The organism is Intestinibaculum porci, from assembly GCF_003925875.1.
Taxonomy (GTDB): domain Bacteria; phylum Bacillota_I; class Bacilli_A; order Erysipelotrichales; family Coprobacillaceae; genus Intestinibaculum; species Intestinibaculum porci.
Map to the genome: position 1 here is coordinate 753,828 of NZ_AP019309.1, position 16,709 is coordinate 770,536.

The 16,709-nt window shown below is 42.1% G+C and carries 9 protein-coding genes, 3 rRNA genes and 1 pseudogene; 5 read left to right on the forward strand and 8 right to left on the reverse strand.

Annotated elements, in window-relative coordinates; genetic code table 11:
* Positions 1-21: 21 nt before the first annotated feature.
* The 8 genes and pseudogenes from SG0102_RS03690 to SG0102_RS03725 form a co-directional block, all read right to left on the reverse strand.
* Positions 22-1,023 (reverse strand): annotated as a pseudogene (locus tag SG0102_RS03690) (ISL3 family transposase); the annotation flags it as partial.
* Between the two features lie 114 nt (positions 1,024-1,137).
* Positions 1,138-2,157, reverse strand: a complete 1,020-nt coding sequence (locus tag SG0102_RS03695; RefSeq protein ID WP_162300178.1) for a tyrosine-type recombinase/integrase — start codon at positions 2,155-2,157, stop codon at positions 1,138-1,140.
* Positions 2,138-3,127 carry a tyrosine-type recombinase/integrase gene (locus SG0102_RS03700; RefSeq protein ID WP_157982964.1) on the reverse strand — a complete coding sequence of 330 codons (990 nt, stop codon included), beginning with the start codon at positions 3,125-3,127 and terminating at the stop codon, positions 2,138-2,140. The genes SG0102_RS03695 and SG0102_RS03700 overlap by 20 nt, the downstream gene beginning before the upstream one ends.
* On the reverse strand, positions 3,111-4,025 hold the full coding sequence (locus SG0102_RS03705; RefSeq protein WP_125118712.1) for a tyrosine-type recombinase/integrase: 915 nt from the start codon (positions 4,023-4,025) through the stop codon (positions 3,111-3,113). Before SG0102_RS03705 ends, SG0102_RS03700 begins: the two co-directional genes overlap by 17 nt.
* Positions 4,026-4,895: 870 nt before the next feature.
* Positions 4,896-5,741, reverse strand: a complete 846-nt coding sequence (locus tag SG0102_RS03710; RefSeq protein WP_125118713.1) for a transposase family protein — start codon at positions 5,739-5,741, stop codon at positions 4,896-4,898.
* Positions 5,742-5,824: 83 nt separating this feature from the next.
* Complete coding sequence (locus tag SG0102_RS03715; RefSeq protein WP_125118714.1) at positions 5,825-6,430, reverse strand: hypothetical protein; 606 nt, start codon at positions 6,428-6,430, stop codon at positions 5,825-5,827.
* A gap of 18 nt (positions 6,431-6,448) precedes the next feature.
* On the reverse strand, positions 6,449-8,269 hold the full coding sequence (locus tag SG0102_RS03720; protein WP_125118715.1) for an IS1634 family transposase: 1,821 nt from the start codon (positions 8,267-8,269) through the stop codon (positions 6,449-6,451).
* Between the two features lie 163 nt (positions 8,270-8,432).
* A complete protein-coding gene (locus SG0102_RS03725) occupies positions 8,433-8,984 on the reverse strand; it encodes a hypothetical protein (RefSeq protein ID WP_148668830.1) in 552 nt (183 codons plus the stop codon).
* A 1,017-nt stretch (positions 8,985-10,001) separates the two neighbouring features.
* On the opposite strand from SG0102_RS03725, the gene SG0102_RS03730 reads away from it, so the two are divergent.
* The 5 genes from SG0102_RS03730 (at position 10,002) to rrf (ending at position 16,365) form a co-directional block, all read left to right on the forward strand.
* Positions 10,002-10,796 carry a Cof-type HAD-IIB family hydrolase gene (locus SG0102_RS03730; RefSeq protein WP_331852252.1) on the forward strand — a complete coding sequence of 265 codons (795 nt, stop codon included), beginning with the start codon at positions 10,002-10,004 and terminating at the stop codon, positions 10,794-10,796.
* Positions 10,797-10,885: 89 nt separating this feature from the next.
* A complete protein-coding gene (locus tag SG0102_RS03735) occupies positions 10,886-11,200 on the forward strand; it encodes a PTS lactose/cellobiose transporter subunit IIA (protein WP_125118717.1) in 315 nt (104 codons plus the stop codon).
* Between the two features lie 339 nt (positions 11,201-11,539).
* Positions 11,540-13,066: ribosomal RNA gene (locus SG0102_RS03740) — 16S ribosomal RNA — on the forward strand.
* Between the two features lie 264 nt (positions 13,067-13,330).
* A 23S ribosomal RNA gene (locus tag SG0102_RS03745) occupies positions 13,331-16,217 on the forward strand.
* 39 nt (positions 16,218-16,256) lie between these two features.
* Positions 16,257-16,365: ribosomal RNA gene (gene rrf, locus SG0102_RS03750) — 5S ribosomal RNA — on the forward strand.
* The 16S, 23S and 5S rRNA genes sit together here, the layout of an rRNA operon.
* Positions 16,366-16,709 lie beyond the last annotated feature (344 nt).

Here is a 16,709-nt window from a genome sequence, read left to right on the forward strand (position 1 = left end):
ATATAAGACTTATATAAGGTTTTATCGCTTGCTTCTGGAACCTTTGTCGTTAATTCTGTCTCTGCTGATTGGCTGCGGCTCCAAGAAGAAAGATGTATCCATGCCAAGACAGTAAAGAACTCTGTTGCGGAATCTTGACCAGTTGGAATAACCATTAGCGCAGCACTTTATCGATTGTATAATGCGGTTACGATTCTCTATTACGCTCGAGTTCATGCGTCTGGTTTTCTTCTGACGGTTCTTAGCGATAAAATTCTTAATCAGTTCGGTCTCAGCGTTATTGAGATCGTCATCAATGATAAATTCTTCGCCGATCTGAACAGGCTCAAAGTAGTTGAGAATTTCCTGCTTCCAGTTGGCAAGTGTATTAGCGAAATCATTCATTTCCTTCACCTGTGAGGCGTGGAAATTGGTAATAAGCTCCTTGAGAGCCTTGGCGGCTGTCTTCAGGTCATTTTTTCTAAAAAAAGCATATAGGCATTCCTGCAGCGCGACAGCTTCTCTTAACTCATCATCTATATCGAGAATCATATAGTAGATTTCATAGTAATTAAGGTAACGTTTAAATACTTTGTTGTATTTCTTTTCGTTATTGGGATCAAAACATTTGTCATCAGGACGTTTGTAGAACATCCATTTGAATTTTTTCAGAAGATAGTAGTTAATGATCTTCTGTTCATATTCTTCCTGTTCCTGAGGCGACATCGCTTTGATTTCCTCAGGCTTCTTTTTCTTGACGTAATTGTCTTTCATAACACGGATACGTACATCCTGCAGCTTTCTAGAAAGTTCAGCCTTAAGATGAAATGTATCAACTACGTGCTTGCTGTTGGGGAAGAACTGCTTTGATACAGAACGGTAGGTTTCCCACATGTCCGAGCTGGTCATGCGCACCTGATCTCTTTCATCCTTAGGAATCTTAGAAAAGTAGTTCTGAAGATCATCCTTTTTTCTTGTAGGAAGGATATCAATGATTGCTAGTGTCTCAAAATCCATAAGGACATATACATAATCCCCTTGAGAAGAGTGAAAACTATAGGTCTCATCTTATGGAGAAAAAGTATTATGGGAAGTCGTTTTTAATTATGACCAAGTGCTAGTCTTTTTTCATTCCGGACTTCCCATAATTATTTAAGCTTATCGAATCATTTTATTAAGCCATTCTTCCAAGTTGTCTTTTTCGTCTTCATTGAATTCCTCTTCTTCAATAAGATTTTGTGCAGCTTCTTCAAGGTGCTTTCTTTTGATTTCTGGATTTGTTTTAGAATAGATCTCAGTTGTAGTAACTGATGCATGACCAAGAAGATCTCTTATATAAATTAAGTTGACGCCATTTTCAAGTAGATGTGTTGCTTTAGAATGGCGAAGTGAATGTGGTGAAATCCTTTCAGGGAAAAGGCTCGGATTCATTTGCTTAGCTCTCTGAAAGCATTTATTGACAATATAAGCGACACCTTTGCGTGAAAGCTGTTCTCCATGTATATTCATAAATAAAAAATCTTCTGCATCAATTCCATATAGATCAGTATATCTTTTAATAATCCTGACTACGCTTGCATCGATGGGAACTATTCTTGATTTATTTCCCTTGCCGTGTAATATTAATGTATGTGGTGCTTTAAGCTTGATTTCACTTCTTCTGATGGCAGTCAGTTCTGAAACTCTTGCACCACTTTCGTATAAAAGAAGAATAATGCATAGGTCCCTTAAATCACCGGGATCATTTTGATCAAATGTAGAGAATAAGAATTCAGTTGCTTCAACTGTTAAATAGTTCATTGGCTTGCTTTCAAATTTCTTCATTTTGATTTTTGAGACTGTACTGCATGTATTAACATATTCAGGCGCTTCATAGCTTACGTAAGCCATAAATGATTTGATAGCTGCCAGCCTGTTGTTTCTGGTGTTCGCTGAAACACCTTTTTCATTTTCAAGATAATCAAGGAAACTGATGATACTGGCATATCCGAGCATTTCTATCGTTATTTTAGAAGGATTTATATTTTCTTTTTCCTTCATGTAATCAAACAATTCCTTAAAAGCATAACTATAGTTAGTGACCGTATTACTGCTGAAGCCCCTCTGCTTAGGCAGATAAACCATCAGAAACTTGCTTAACAGTTTTGGAAAGTCATTCTTAAATGTCTTTTTCTTCATTGTCATTTCCTAACCCCTTTTCATAAATATAGTGACCGGCATTAACGATTTCATCATAATGCTCTTTGGTTAACCTTAAATATTTCTCAGTGCTTTCAATTCCCTTATGTCCAAGCATGGTGCTAAGATAAGGAAGCGCACAGTAGGGATCCCAGCCAAGCTCAATCATATGGCTAAGCATAGCGCATGCAGAACTATGACGAATGTCATGAATACGTATTTTGTACTTTCCATTCCATATATTTATGCCTGCCTTTGGCAGTATGGTTCTTTGAAATAGTATGCAAACTTGCTGTGATCTTTTCCTTTTCCCTGTTTTTCCTGCTCTTGGAGCTGGAAAGAAATAATCATCTGGATCGCCATCTATATTTCCACCTTTAAGAAGCCATTTTCTAAGTGATTCATTAAAAGGAATTAGTCGAGTAACGTTGTTCTTAGCATTATTTACTTTGATAACGTTACTTGTAAAATCTACATCCTTCACCTTAAGATCAAGCGTTTCTCCAACCCTCATCGCTGTAGCATACAGGAGTCTGAGCTCTGTTTGATAGAAATGATACATCATATTTTCTGAAGCGAGGATATCGATAGCCTTGAAAATACTTTGCATTTCCTGTTTTGAGAATATATATGGAACGAAATCTGTAGTATTTTTAATATGCTTTTCAGGATAGACATAAACATTTTCATATCCCATATTCTTCATATATAGACCGACCTGTCGTATACGTGATTCACAGTTATGGATAGTGGACGGGGCCTTGCCTTCGTTTTGATGAATATATCCCTTAGCCATTTCACGTGTGAGTATGGGCGCATTAAGATCGTATGTTTCAAGATAATTATTCAGTTTTAATAGTCCTGCAATAATGGTGTAATCGAACGCAAATCCGAGTGACCTTTTATATTCTACATAGCCAACAAATACCTCTCGGAAAACGCCATGAAAGTTTTCAATCGTGATACTCATTGGGAACCTCCAGGCAGAGACAGCGCAGTGTTTCCACATCAATAGAAAGATATCTGCTTGTTGTATTAAGATTTTTATGGCCTAGAATACCTGTGATAACAGGCATTGGTGTGTTTTTATTTAGTAAATTGGTTGCAAGTGAATGGCGCAGGGCATGCGCTCCATTCTTTCTCTCGCCAATCTCCACATCAGATTTTTTAAAGTAATACTTAACAAGGGCTGTAAGTTCTGAACGGCAATATGTGGTCCCGGTGTCTGGGTTAATAAATACATACTCATTATAATCTTTCAGGCTCTTTGGTCTTATATCTCTTAGGTATGCAATTAGCAGATATCGAACTTCTTTTGATATGGGAACGCTGACTCTGCAGGCTGTCTTTATCTGTGGCTTTTCAATAAGATTCTTATCCCATTTAATGTCACTTAGCTTCAGCTGAAGAATATCGCTAGCTCTTAGACCTGTCTGAGCAGCCAGCATAATCATAGTTTTTGTCCGTAAGTAGTTTTGACTATTCGGTTTGATTTCACTCAACATCATTTTGATTTCTTTTTCTGTATAATAGGAAGGGAGCGTCGATCGCCTATTCGTAAAGATAACTGGAAAAAGTCTACGTCCATCAACAGTTGCTAGATCATTTTTATGGAGAATATCGAAGAAATTTCTCAATGTAAAAGCAACCATACTTTTCGTTTGTGATCTGTAAGGAAGCTGATTAATAAATTTGAATACAATAGAAAGGTCAAAATCATGAAAATCATTTACATCATTATCAAATACATAGCTTAGAAAGGGTTGTACGTGATTACACTTATGTTTAATCGTAGCTTCTACCAAATCAGGCTTCTGATTATCTCTAAATATCTTCAGATAATAATTCACAAATTCACTTTTATCCATTACTCATTACCTCCCACAAAAGGACATACTGCATCTTAATCTGTACTTTCAATTTAGCTGATGCAGTCATACTAATACTCGTCATTTTATATACCTCCTCTCGCTTTAAATGACAAAATCATTATATAACAGACATAATCATGAATCGTGTCCTGTCTTATTTATAAAGCAAAATATGAAGCTATAATCGAATATATTTGAAATGTATCCAAATAATATTCATGTCACATATTCGTAGTGAATCATATGTTTTAAAGAAAATATTCGCTCTTTCAGGATATTGTAAATAATGTTTATTGAATTGTTTGGATTACTAAAAAATGCACGAATAAAGTAGCTGAAGACAGATTCACCTAAATACTTTTTATAAAGTATCAGGTAACGTAAATAGTCTTTCTTCCATCTATACATGGTCGAACGTGGAATATTAAACTTAGTAGATATACTACAGGCTGTCTTATCATTCTTATGATTATCCCAGTATATCAAAACAGATAAAATGAACTGAATGGAATACTGGTGTTTAAACATGATAAAAAAGGCAGGAAGAAGCGAATGATAGCTGTTTGTATTCACGCTGTACATGAGCGGTATTTCAATTGTACTTATATTCATTTGCCCGTTATAAAATGTGATAAGATATCTAAAATATTTTCTTTTTGTAAGTTTACATGGTATCTTTTTTGGCTTCTTTCTGCTCTTGTAAGAATGATGATCATAACAGCAGGACTGAGAGGATAATTCATTTATAAAACTGCAGAAATCTTCAAAATCGATATCAAAGATCGATCTTCCTTCATAAAGTCTTTTTCTCAAAAAGGTGTTGAAAAAAGCAAACACTGATAGTAACATGGTGCACGTGGGGAATCTTCAAAGTAAGCGACCAAACTTATAGCTTTGAAGATCCTTTCCTTTCTGTATCTTTGCATGAGATAATTTTATCATAATTACATCAGTCACGAAATATAAGTTATCTGAATGGTCACTTTTTGCCTCAGATAACTTTTTAATTTGAGTATACAGTACATAAATGTGATTCCAAAGATAAAATATTATGGGAAGTCCGGAATGAAAAAAGACCAGCACTTGGTCATAATTAAAAACGACTTCCCATAATACTTTTTCTCCATAAGATGAGTTATGGGAAGCTAGACATAACTCATCCATTACCAAATATTTAGTAAGTTTTTTTCTGGGAATGTTGACATGCGCATCAAAGATTCTCTGAACGGTGGTGGGGCTTAGAAAATATCTGTTGGCGACCGATGTGAACGTTTCGTTGGGATCACGCAAGTCCTTCAAAACCAGAAACACGGTCGTGACAGAGACTTTTTCACCAGGAAAGGTGAAGGGGTTTTCCTCATTGAACGTCTTACCGCAGTTCTTGCATTCGAATCTTCGCTGTTTGTAATCAATTATGCATGGCGCATGAGCGAGGACGGAATGGCGGACCTTCTTGATTTTGTATCCCTTAACCTTGATCTCTTCGGATCGGCACATAGGACAGCTGCAGTCGCCTCTGTTGAGCGTTATCTGAACATGAAGCTCATCTTTTTCACTGGATATTTTAAACTCTTCAACCTGGGATTCCTTGATGTTGAAAAGCTTTAGCACATCATCATTGAATGAAAAAGCTTTAACGGTGCTATCGGAAACAGCATCAGAGCTGCTCCCGGCGTTCTTGTTACTGATTATTAAGTTTTTATCTTTAGGCATTGTAAATTATGCACTCCTTTCATCAATGCAGCTTCATTATAGGAAAGAACGAAGGGCACAAAATACATAGCTCGTGTGGAAAGTTATATCAAAAAAATCAGTCTCTTAATGGAAAGGCTTACATTTAAAGGCACTCGACTGAAAATCCTAAAGAGATCTTTTACTGAGCTGATGATGCGGCCCTTGAGCTTTGCTTTGATGTAGCTGAAAAAGGATGAACTGCAGGGCGGCACATAGTTGATGATTCTGCTCGCCAGAGACTCATTAGCCGTATTGTCAGACTGATCACTGACTTCATCATTATTGAGGATATTAAGTTCTATGCAGACATGAATGACATCCTGGACACAGTTCTGCATGTAAGGTAATAGAAAGCTTGGAAGGACAACGTGCGTCTCATGATCATCAGGATTATCTCTGTTGATTTTCTTGACGCGTAAAAGTTTTAGGGTGTATTTAGCACCATTAATAATAACACTGCGATGGACATAGCCATGAACGTAGCACTTGTAATTGCGCCACTTGCTTCTGAGCTGATCAAGGATCTGCTCTGTGTCATAGTATTTATTAAAGTCATTTAGGAAAGTTTCTTCATCAATCGTATTGATTTCTTGCTTGTAATGCGATATTATCCCATATTTTACAGTTAATAAGCTAATAAAGGCAAAATGTATTGATGTATTCAACATATTTTGCCTTCCTTTTATTTAAATCAGTTTCGTACTTTTTTTAGAATTAACGACTCTTTGAAATTTTTTTAAATATTTTTGAGTAATTATTTTTCGTGAGGGCTGAAAGCCAAAAACTTCAGCCAGGTCATCCACAATTTCTGTCCTTTTAAAGGACGGAATATAGTTTGTTCCATTTATATAGGTTAGGTTAAGATCACGGAGTGTATCAAATAATTCTGCACATGTATATTTCTCATTCATATACTTTTTCTCAAGCAGGCGATAAACCAGCAGGGCAATAAAGCATATTAGGAGATGACCGTTGATTGAATGTTCTTTTGTGACATACATAGGTCTTGTTTTTAGTTCGCTTTTCATTATTTCAAAGTTTTCTTCAATCTCCCAGCGCTGCTTGTTTGCGCTAATAATCAATGAAAGATCATCGTCTTCAAGATCAGTGGTAACGGCATAGAAGCCATCATACTTTTCTTCCTCAGCGATTTTTTCCTCATCAATCATATAAACCGTTTCATTAGCCACCTCGCCATTCTTGGTGACTGATGCTTTAGAAATATAGTAGCGGGGATCTCGCTGGTTTGTTTTTGTGAGCTTTCCTGGGTTATTAAGGAGCTTTCTGGCTCTTTCCAGTTTCTTTTCTCTGATGTGTTTCTGATAGCTGGCAAATTTTCTTGAATAAGTAACTATGTAGTTTTCTTCAAGGGTGTACTTGCCGCCCGATGACTCGGATTTCTTAGTTCTTTTTTCCCATCGGTTCTTGTAGAAAACAAGATCCTTTATTTTTCTTTTTACACCCTCAATTTCAATGGTTTCCTTATCAGCCAGGTCATTAAGATTAAAAGTTCCGGCATACCCCTCAAGCTTCCATCCTTCTGGAGATATTGCCCATTCCTTCATGACTTTTGACATTTTCTTGATTGGCTGGGTGACAATATAGGCACCGTTTTTCTTCATGTCATTATATACCTTGTTTTCCCAGCCGTTGAGACCTGCATCAGCACAGACAACAAACTTTGAAACTGCAAAGTCCCTTTCAACAATAGCCTCTAACTCTCTCATGGATTTTTGCTCATTCATATTGCCCTGAAAGACATAATCAGCTAAAGGGAGACCATCAGCATCCATAAACAGACCATACTGAACAATAGGATTAGGTCTGTTTTCCTTGCTTTTTCCGTATTTTCTGTAGTCATCCTCTTCTTCAATCTCAAAATAGAAATTTGTGCAGTCATAGTAGAGAACCGCTGTGTTCTTCTTGAAAAGCTGTGAACTGTTTTTGTAAAGCATTTTTTCAATGAAGTATCTTTGCTCAGAGAGAACCTTGAGGGAACGGTAAACATCCGCCAGTTCATAATCAGACAAATCAAAAAACTTACTGCATGACTTATACGTAGACAGCTTTGATGAGGGATAAATAACCCTGGCAGAAACAAGATCATTAATAATGCTCGCTAAATTATACTGAAACTTGTACTGGTCTGATATCTCATTGCAGATATCCTTAATGCCCAAAGAACACAGTATGTTTCTGATGTACATATAGCCGATATTAAAGAGATTTTCCTTGTCTTTTTCTATTAGGTCATCCTGACTAAGAATCAGCTTAACATCTGCCTTGTCCTCACTGTCTTTTTGTCTGAGTTCATCAAGATAAAGCTTAAGCTGCTTCATGACCTCATCACGGGAATCGGTATGATACTTGTCCATGAGAGTCCTAATATTGCCCAGTTTTTCAACAACGAAGGTTGATTTTTTTCTAGTGTTAGGATCATAGAAGTCGTCGATAATATAGAATGATTCAGAGTTTTTAGATTTGGTTGATTTTAAACGTTTAGCCATATGGAAGCCCTCCCATATCATTATAACATACATTACGGAATATTACGAGTCTAAAATTAACAAAAGTTGACAAAAAAACGCTTTTTTCAAGCGCATAATTTGAGATATTAGGTTGTCTAACTGTAAAATCCCCGGGCACAAAATACATAGCTCGTGTGGAAAGTTATATCAAAAAAATCAGTCTCTTAATGGAAAGGCTTACATTTAAAGGCACTCGACTGAAAATCCTAAAGAGATCTTTTACTGAGCTGATGATGCGGCCCTTGAGCTTTGCTTTGATGTAGCTGAAAAAGGATGAACTGCAGGGCGGCACATAGTTGATGATTCTGCTCGCCAGAGACTCATTAGCCGTATTGTCAGACTGATCACTGACTTCATCATTATTGAGGATATTAAGTTCTATGCAGACATGAATGACATCCTGGACACAGTTCTGCATGTAAGGTAATAGAAAGCTTGGAAGGACAACGTGCGTCTCATGATCATCAGGATTATCTCTGTTGATTTTCTTGACGCGTAAAAGTTTTAGGGTGTATTTAGCACCATTAATAATAACACTGCGATGGACATAGCCATGAACGTAGCACTTGTAATTGCGCCACTTGCTTCTGAGCTGATCAAGGATCTGCTCTGTGTCATAGTATTTATTAAAGTCATTTAGGAAAGTTTCTTCATCAATCGTATTGATTTCTTGCTTGTAATGCGATATTATCATCTTGTCTTGTTGGACAGATGAAGAACAAACTTTGGTCGGAGAGTTCTTCATCTTTTTTTTCTTTCTGTAGATTTTTAAGTTCTGTATATGGATAATAACATAGTTTAGAACGTATCAGAACCCCACGAAAGTGAAAAGAACAAGAAATATTTAAAAACCAAAAACCACACAAAATGGTGGAGCCTGCTCAGACCCCACCGTAATTTAGATTATCATAAAGACAAGGGCGAACAACGTGAGCAACGTTTACCCTTGTCTTTTTATTTTAGGCATTTAGCTTTTGCTGAGCGACGAAAAGTAATTACGTGATAAAGCTACTTTTCAGAGGCATGATCAAACGCATTGCGTTTGTCAGGGGTGGGCGGAAGCCCACGGTTTTTAAAAGGGTTTTTGCGGAGCAAAATACCCTTTTCTTCTTATCTTGATACTATTAGGGGTCCCGAGCGCCTACGAGGAATTTGTATCGATAAGAAATAGATTTAAAAATTTCGCTGTTATTTTGTACATTTAACTTGACGGTGACATCTCTCTATTGTGAGTTATTAGTGGTACAGTTTTCAACCGTTTTAATTATAAAAAAGTGGTGCATTTTTAAATTGGCACAAACAGGTAACGGTTATTGCAGGTGTATTTCTTATCTATGGGTTTAACATGGATTTTATCATTAAAATCATGAGTATTGTCCGAGAGTGATTGGTCTTGCGTATGGTTAACCCTAAAGTTATGGAAATAAGACTTAGAAGCAAACTTAAGAGTGTGTTGATAGTGCATTATCTTAAAATTTTGTATGATGTATTTGCTGATTAAGAGTATTTAGTCAGTGTTAATTGAAGTGAAAGTACCATGATGACCTACGTGGCTCATGGGCGTATTTTTTAGAGAGGTTGGTTCGCTAGCCTCTCTATTATTTTTGCTTCTTTTTTTTACGTGTTTTTAACCGTTCCTTAAAGTCTTGTGTCTTCTCATGTCTGCACTTTTATGTTAGAATTTGCGTTGTTTAAAGGAGTATAAAGTGTTGTGAATAAAAAAATGATTTTCTTTGATATCGATGGGACACTCATCGAAGTCAGTAAAAATATATACCGTATCTTGCCAGAAGTGGAAGAGGCTTTGAACCAGCTTAAGGCCAATGGACATGATGTCTTTTTAGCGACGGGCCGCTGTGAATGCTTTATCGTTGATGGCGTATCTTATTATCCCTTCAGTGGGATGGTGACCTGTAATGGCGGTCGCGTGGATTATCATCATGAACCGCTTTACCGCAATATTGTTCCGGTAAAAGGAATTGTCGAGACGATGAAGCTCTGCTCAGAATATGAGATGAACTATTACTTTGAAAATTCTGAAAATATTTATATTAAAGATAAACAGGATCCAACCCATATTCAATTCGCCAAGAAATGGGGGATGAAAGATGAAATCTGTGTAGATGATTTTGATCCTTTTAAAATTGAAACATACATTGGCATGATCTACTGCGCACATGTCGAAGATATTCCGGAGATGAAGCGTCGTCTTTCGCCATACTTTGAATTACAGAAACATCGCAGTGCCCATTCCTTTGATTTAACGCTTAAAAATACCAGCAAGGCTTTAGGTATTGAAAAGATGGTGGAGAAGTTAGGGCGTTCCATGCATGATACGATTGCTTTTGGCGATGGCAATAACGACTTAGAAATGTTAAAAAGTGTGGGGTTAGGAATTGCCATGGGCAACGCCGTAGAACCTTGCAAAAAGGCCGCTGATTATATTACCGATGCGATTGATGAACACGGTATTGTCAACGCGCTCAAACATTTTGAACTCATATAAAGAGATACAAAATGTTACGGTTGAAATCGCTCACAGGTATGCTATAATAAAACCGTATCGAAAATGTTAATGAGAAGGAGACAATTGTAATGGATGAACAAGAACAGTTAGTCATTAATTTAATCGTTAATGCAGGGAGCGCAAGAAGCTCTGCGATCGAAGCTATTCAGTATGCAAAAGCTGGAGATTTCGAAAAAGCAGATGAATCTTTACAGACAGCGAAAGAATCAGTAAACCAGGCACATCATTCACAGACTGAAATGATCCAGGCTGAAATCCGCGGCGAAAAGACACCATTAAGCTTATTAATGGTACATGCTCAGGACCACTTAATGTGCGGATTAGTTGTTATTGATTTAGCTCAGGAATTTGTAGACGTTTACAAAAAAATGGCTGGAAAATAGAAGAGCGGCGCTTCCCTTTAAGGAAGCGTTTTTCTTTGCCATTATTCATAAATGCAGAGCAGGTTAAAAATGACCTGATATGTAAAAATGAGCGATTATGCGCAATAAAATGCCTGTATACCACATTTTTTAACGAAACATTCAAAAAATCTTAAAAAACACTTTACAAGCAGGAAGGAAAATGGTATATTTAGTGAGCACTCCGGTAAGGAGCGCAATGCAGAACATTGAAAACTGAAAAGAAACACGTCAAAGAACTCATTTTTGAGCGGTGAACAAAACACCGAAAACAAATAGTCAGAAGTAATTTAAAGAGCTTATTCAAAGCTCCATTCATAAACAATGGAGAGTTTGATCCTGGCTCAGGATGAACGCTGGCGGCGTGCCTAATACATGCAAGTCGAACGGAGCACCTTGGTGCTCAGTGGCGAACGGGTGAGGAGAACATAGGTAACCTGCCCCTCCGAGGGGGACAACAGCTGGAAACGGCTGCTAAGACCGCATAGACGCATTCAGGGCATCCTGGATGCGCTAAATGACCGGATGGTCAGCGGGGGGGATGGACCTATGCAGTATTAGCTAGTTGGCGGGGCAACGGCCCACCAAGGCGACGATACTTAGCCGGCCTGAGAGGGCGGACGGCCACACTGGGACTGAGACACGGCCCAGACTCCTACGGGAGGCAGCAGTAGGGAATTTTCGGCAATGGGGGAAACCCTGACCGAGCAACGCCGCGTGAACGAAGAAGGCCTTCGGGTCGTAAAGTTCTGTTGTACGGGAAGAACGTCGGATGGAGGAAATGCCATGCGAGTGACGGTACCGAACATAGAAAGCCACGGCTAACTACGTGCCAGCAGCCGCGGTAATACGTAGGTGGCGAGCGTTATCCGGAATCATTGGGCGTAAAGAGGGAGCAGGCGGTGATACAGGTCTGGAGGTGAAAGCCCGAAGCTAAACTTCGGGAAGCCCCGGAAACCGGATCACTGGAGTGCGGAAGAGGATCGTGGAATTCCATGTGTAGCGGTGAAATGCGTAGATATATGGAGGAACACCAGTGGCGAAGGCGACGGTCTGGTCCGCAACTGACGCTCAGTCCCGAAAGCGTGGGGAGCAAATAGGATTAGATACCCTAGTAGTCCACGCCGTAAACGATCGATACTAAGTGTCGGGAGTCAGATCCCGGTGCTGCAGTCAACGCAATAAGTATCGCGCCTGAGTAGTACGTTCGCAAGAATGAAACTCAAAGGAATTGACGGGGGCCCGCACAAGCGGTGGAGCATGTGGTTTAATTCGAAGCAACGCGAAGAACCTTACCAGGTCTTGACATCGATCTAAAAGGGAGAGAGATCTCCTCATAGCTATAGAGAAGACAGGTGGTGCATGGTTGTCGTCAGCTCGTGTCGTGAGATGTTGGGTTAAGTCCCGCAACGAGCGCAACCCCTGTCGCCAGTTGCCAGCATTGAGTTGGGGACTCTGGCGAGACTGCCTCTGCAAGGAGGAGGAAGGCGGGGATGACGTCAAATCATCATGCCCCTTATGACCTGGGCCACACACGTGCTACAATGGACGGAGCAGAGGGAAGCGAGACCGCGAGGTTGAGCAGAGCCCAGAAACCCGTTCTCAGTTCGGACTGCAGTCTGCAACTCGACTGCACGAAGCTGGAATCGCTAGTAATCGCGGATCAGCATGCCGCGGTGAATACGTTCTCGGGCCTTGTACACACCGCCCGTCACACCATGAGAGTCAGCAACACCCGAAGCCGGTGGCTCAACCGCAAGGAGAGAGCTGTCTAAGGTGGGGCCGATGATTGGGGTGAAGTCGTAACAAGGTATCCCTACGGGAACGTGGGGATGGATCACCTCCTTTCTAGGGAGAAATGCGTGTTTCTTTTCGGTTTTCTCTGCTTTGCAGAGAAGGAAGACCCTTGAAAACCGCATACAATCAAAAGCAAAGAGAAGACTTATTAATTCAAATTAGTAAGACTTCCTGCAAACACTATATAAGGATAAGATCAGAGAAACATCAAAGGTCTAGAATCTGGTATAGTGGGCAAAAGCTAAGATAAACAAGAGAAACAGTTAGATCAAGAATAACAGTCAGTAAACTCAAGCTTATTCATATCAACTTTCAGGTCAAGAAAGAAAGGGCGTATGGCGGAAGCCTGGGCACACAGAGGCGAAGAAGGACGGAGCAAACACCGAAATGCATCGGGGAGCCGTAAGCAGGCGATGATCCGGTGATGTCCGAATGGGGAAACCCGCATGAGCAAGACTCATGCATCCTTCAGCGAATACATAGCTGGAGAGAGGCGAGACGCAGGGAACTGAAACATCTAAGTACCTGCAGGAAAAGAAATCAAACGAGATTCCGTAAGTAGCGGCGAGCGAAAGCGGAGGAGCCCAAACCATCATATGATGGGGTAGTAGGACCCGCACAAAGCGAAGGCCTTGGCAGCCGAATGTCATGGGAAGGACATCCAGAGAGGGTGAGAGACCCGTAGGCGAAACCGAGGTTTAGCGAGCGGAGATCCTGAGTACGGCGGGACACGAGAAATCCTGTCGGAAGCATCGGGGACCATCCCGAAAGGCTAAAGACTCCTGTGTGACCGATAGCGAACCAGTACCGTGAGGGAAAGGTGAAAAGAACCCCGGGAGGGGAGTGAAAGAGAACCAGAAACCATATGCCTACAAGAAGTCAGAGCCCGTCAAAGGGTGATGGCGTGCCTTTTGTAGAATGAGCCGGCGAGTTGCTTTTCCAGGCGAGGCTAAGCAGGATATGCGGAGCCGAAGCGAAAGCGAGTCTTAATAGGGCGAGAGTCTGGAGGAGCAGACCCGAAACCGGGTGATCTAGCCATGGACAGGTTGAAGTCGGGGTGAGACCCGATGGAGGACCGAACCGACCCCCGTTGAAACGTTGGCGGATGATCTGTGGCTAGGGGTGAAATTCCAAACGAACCCGGAGATAGCTGGTTCTCCCCGAAATAGCTTTAGGGCTAGCGTCGCGAGACGGCATGCGAAGGTAGAGCACTGAATATGCGATGGCCTCATCCCGAGGTACTGAGCATAATCAAACTCCGAATGTCGCACGTCCAGTCGCGGCAGTCAGTCTGCGGGTGATAAGGTCCGCGGACAAGAGGGAAACAGCCCAGACCATCAGCTAAGGTCCCAAAGTGCATGCCAAGTGGAAAAGGAAGTGGGGACGTGGAGACAACTAGGAGGTTGGCTCAGAAGCAGCCATCCTTCAAAGAGTGCGTAACAGCTCACTAGTCGAATGACCCTGCGCCGATAATTTACCGGGGCTAAGCATGACACCGAAGCTATGGATATGAAAATATGGTAGGGGAGCGTTCCATCCGGCGGAGAAGCGGGACCGAAAGGGCCCGAGGAGCGGATGGAAGAGAGAATGCCGGCGTGAGTAGCGAGATGCGGGTGAGAATCCCGCACACCGATGGCCCAAGGTCTCCAGAGGAAGGTTCGTCCGCTCTGGGAGAGTCGGGACCTAAGGAGAGGCCGAAAGGCGTATCCGATGGAAGACAGGCGGAGATTCCTGTACCCTTCAGGGAGCGATGGAGTGACGGAGAAGGCTAGCGCAACCGGCGGACGGAAGAGCCGGGGCAAGCGAGGTAGCCGTGATGCAGTGAAATGCGCATCACAGAAGGCGAAGGCGTGACGCATACGGAAAGCTGCGGCAAGTACGGAAAAGCGTGAAGCAGACTTCCAGGAAAAGCTTCTAGCACAAATTTCTGAAGGCCCGTACCGAAAATGGACACACATGGGCAGGGAGAGAATCCCAAGGTGAGCGAGAGAACTGCAGCTAAGGAACTCTGCAAAATGACCCCGTAACTTAGGGAGAAGGGGTGCTCTTCGGAGCCGCAGAAAAATGGCCCAAGCGACTGTTTACCAAAAACACAGCTCTCTGCGAAGGCGCAAGCCGAAGTATAGGGGGTGACGCCTGCCCGGTGCTGGAAGGTCAAGAGGAGTGGTCAGCGAAAGCGAAGCCATGATACGAAGCCCCAGTAAACGGCGGCCGTAACTATAACGGTCCTAAGGTAGCGAAATTCCTTGTCAGGTAAGTTCTGACCCGCACGAAAGGCGTAACGATTTGGGCGCTGTCTCGGCTGCAGACTCGGTGAAGTCTTAGTACCTGTGAAGATGCAGGTTGCCCGCGACTAGACGGAAAGACCCCATGGAGCTTCACTGCAGGCCGACATTGGGCCTGGGTGCATGACGTACAGGATAGGTGGGAGGCTGCGAGACGGGTTCGCCAGGATCCGAGGAGCCGCTGTTGGGATACCACCCCTCGTGCACTTAGGTTCTAACCGGGACGCGTAAGCCGCGTACGGGACAGTGTCAGCCGGGCAGTTTGACTGGGGCGGTCGCCTCCCAAAGAGTAACGGAGGCGCCCAAAGATACCCTCAGCGTGGATGGAAACCACGCATCGAGCGCAAAGGCATAAGGGTGTCTGACTGCGAGACAAACAGGTCGAGCAGGGACGAAAGTCGGGCTTAGTGATCCGGCGGTACCGCATGGAAGGGCCGTCGCTCAACGGATAAAAGCTACCCTGGGGATAACAGGCTGATCTCCCCCAAGAGTTCACATCGACGGGGAGGTTTGGCACCTCGATGTCGGCTCATCGCATCCTGGAGCTGAAGTCGGTTCCAAGGGTTGGGCTGTTCGCCCATTAAAGCGGTACGCGAGCTGGGTTCAGAACGTCGTGAGACAGTTCGGTCCCTATCTGTCGTGGGCGCAGGAGGTCTGAGGAGAGCTGCCCTCAGTACGAGAGGACCGGGGTGGACGGACCGATGGTGGACCAGTTGTCACGCCAGTGGCACAGCTGGGTAGCCAAGTCCGGAAGGGATAAGCGCTGAAGGCATCTAAGCGTGAAGCCCCCTCCAAGATGAGACCTCCCGTTGCTTAGCAAGTAAGGCCCCTTAAAGACGATAAGGTTGATAGACCGGGAGTGAAAGCATGGCGACATGTTCAGCGGACCGGCACTAATAGGCCGAGGACTTGACCAGAGAAGAGATTGTGTGCGGTTTTCAGGGGAGATCCTGAGATCCGGTAGCGAAGGCGTGATGGAGACACCCGTACCCATGCCGAACACGGAAGTTAAGCATCACAGCGTCGATGATAGTCAGCAATGGCGACAATAGAACGCTGCCGGTCGATAGCACCTCATATGAGGTGCTTTTGTTTTTCGTGAGAGTTATACCTCACGTTTTTTTAATTGCGCCCATGAAATGTGAATATCATTTCTGATAATCATATTTATCCACCAAGGCAGTGAATAACACATTCAGAAACACAAATAATCCACCAACGCTGTCGATAAGCATAAAAAGAGCAGGAGAAACGCACAATGATGGTGGAAAAGAGCTCTGAGCAAAGAAGAAAGTCACTTATTATGTGTATAAATATCATTGGATGAAGGTTATCCACTAAAAATGTGAATGATACAAAAAGAAACGAGATATGCACCGCATTGGTGGATATCTTTTTGGCTTGTAAAC